Genomic DNA, 2500 nt, shown 5'->3' with positions numbered 1-2500 from the left:
TGAGACTCCCAAAACAACCAGGATGTTGGCTTAGAAGCAGCCATCATTTAAAGAAAGCGTAACAGCTCACTGGTCTAATTAAGGGGTCTTGCGCCGAAAATGTACCGGGGCTAAAGCCATGCACCGAAGCTGAGGATGTGCAGTTTACTGCACGTGGTAGCGGAGCGTTCTGTAAGTCTGTGAAGGGAGACCCGTGAGGGCTCCTGGAGATATCAGAAGTGCGAATGTTGACATGAGTAACGATAAAGGGAGTGAGAGACTCCCTCGCCGAAAGACCAAGGGTTCCTGCTTAAAGTTAATCTGAGCAGGGTGAGCCGGCCCCTAAGGCGAGGCCGAAAGGCGTAGTCGATGGGAACCACGTTAATATTCGTGGGCCTGGTGGTAGTGACGGATCTCGTGTGTTGTATCTCCTTACTGGATTGGAGGTGCAGCGAAGAGGTTCCAGGAAATAGCTCCACCGTATAGACCGTACCCGAAACCGACACAGGTGGTCAGGTAGAGAATACCAAGGCGCTTGAGAGAACTGCGTTGAAGGAACTCGGCAAATTGCACGCGTAACTTCGGAAGAAGCGTGACCCTTTTTTACGCAAGTGGAAGAGGGTGGCACAGACCAGGGGGTAGCGACTGTTTATCAAAAACACAGGGCTCTGCGAAGTCGCAAGACGACGTATAGGGCCTGACGCCTGCCCGGTGCTGGAAGGTTAAGAGGAGAGGTGCAAGCTTTGAATCGAAGCCCCAGTAAACGGCGGCCGTAACTATAACGGTCCTAAGGTAGCGAAATTCCTTGTCGGGTAAGTTCCGACCTGCACGAATGGCGTAACGACTTCCCCGCTGTCTCCAACGCAGACTCAGTGAAATTGAATTCCCCGTGAAGATGCGGGGTTCCTGCGGTCAGACGGAAAGACCCCGTGCACCTTTACTATAGCTTTACACTGGCATTCGCCAAGGCATGTGTAGGATAGGTGGTAGGCTTTGAAGCGTGGGCGCCAGCTCGCGTGGAGCCATCCTTGAAATACCACCCTTATCTTCGTGGATGTCTAACCGCGGTCCGTTATCCGGATCCGGGACAGTGTATGGTGGGTAGTTTGACTGGGGCGGTCGCCTCCGAAAGAGTAACGGAGGCGCGCGATGGTAGGCTCAGACCGGTCGGAAATCGGTCGTCGAGTGCAATGGCATAAGCCTGCCTGACTGCGAGACTGACAAGTCGAGCAGAGACGAAAGTCGGTCATAGTGATCCGGTGGTCCCGCGTGGAAGGGCCATCGCTCAACGGATAAAAGGTACGCCGGGGATAACAGGCTGATGACCCCCAAGAGTCCATATCGACGGGGTTGTTTGGCACCTCGATGTCGGCTCATCGCATCCTGGGGCTGGAGCAGGTCCCAAGGGTTTGGCTGTTCGCCAATTAAAGCGGTACGTGAGCTGGGTTCAGAACGTCGTGAGACAGTTCGGTCCCTATCTGCCGTGGGTGTAGGAATATTGATGGGATCTGTCCCTAGTACGAGAGGACCGGGATGGACGTATCTCTGGTGGACCTGTTGTCGTGCCAACGGCATAGCAGGGTAGCTATATACGGAATGGATAACCGCTGAAAGCATCTAAGCGGGAAACCAACCCAAAAACGAGTATTCCCTGAGAGTCGTGGAAGACTACCACGTTGATAGGCTGGGTGTGGAAGCGCGGTAACGTGTGAAGCTTACCAGTACTAATAGCTCGATCGGCTTGATTGTTCTCATTGCTTGTGCTCATCGAACACAGTTCGATGTAGTTGTTTTGTCCTCACGGATGAGCGGCGCAATAGCGCCTATCCTCCGGACGGGGCGGCCAATAATGGCCGACGCGCAGTCGCGCTTTCGAAGCTTACGCTTCGCAAGGGCAAGTGCCCGTCGTCAATCATTTGGCGCGCCGCGCAGGGCTTCGGCCCGTGAGCGAAACGAAGACGTGTTCTTAAGACAAAAGGGTTTAGCCACCCGCCAGCTTCTCATACAGTTTACTGATGTGTTCCATTCGCGTGGAACATGGTCAGCCATGGCGGGTAACCGTCCTGGCCAGTAAGCATGTTGCGCTTTGCCGACCTGGTGGTTATGGCGGGGCGGCTGCACCCGTTCCCATTCCGAACACGGCCGTGAAACGCCCCAGCGCCGATGGTACTTCGTCTTAAGACGCGGGAGAGTAGGTCGCTGCCAGGTCTGCAAATCGCAACATTCATCTTCTCCTTTACGAAAATTGGACCAGCCGCGGGTCGCAAATCGCGGCCCGTTTTTGCTTTTATCGCCCCAGGCACACTAAGCTTGAGGCGCGGGGTCGAGCAGCCCCGCCGGACCACAGAGGCATAGCCTCGAGGACCGGCAAACAAAAGACCGGGCATGCCCCGGACGCTCAGGACTTATCGCGGGGTGGAGCAGCCCGGTAGCTCGTCAGGCTCATAACCTGAAGGTCGCAGGTTCAAATCCTGCCCCCGCAACCAAAATTACATGATATCTACAGTATGATCAGCGCCCC

Annotated in this window: 1 tRNA gene and 2 rRNA genes (1 of these 3 cut by a window edge); all 3 read left to right on the top strand. The window is 55.2% G+C overall.

From position 1 onward, the window contains the following. Positions 1–1728 (top strand): 23S ribosomal RNA (locus tag OEG82_RS00015) (it extends 1144 nt beyond the left edge of the window). 344 nt (positions 1729–2072) lie between these two features. Beyond that, positions 2073–2187, top strand: a 5S ribosomal RNA gene (gene rrf / locus OEG82_RS00010). A 201-nt stretch (positions 2188–2388) separates the two neighbouring features. Next, positions 2389–2465 (top strand) — tRNA-Met (locus OEG82_RS00005). The last annotated feature ends 35 nt before the right edge of the window (positions 2466–2500 follow it).

The sequence above is a fragment of the Hoeflea ulvae genome, assembly GCF_026619435.1.
GTDB classification, from domain to species: Bacteria; Pseudomonadota; Alphaproteobacteria; order Rhizobiales; family Rhizobiaceae; genus Hoeflea; species Hoeflea ulvae.
This window is presented reverse-complemented; position numbering and strand designations above follow the sequence as displayed.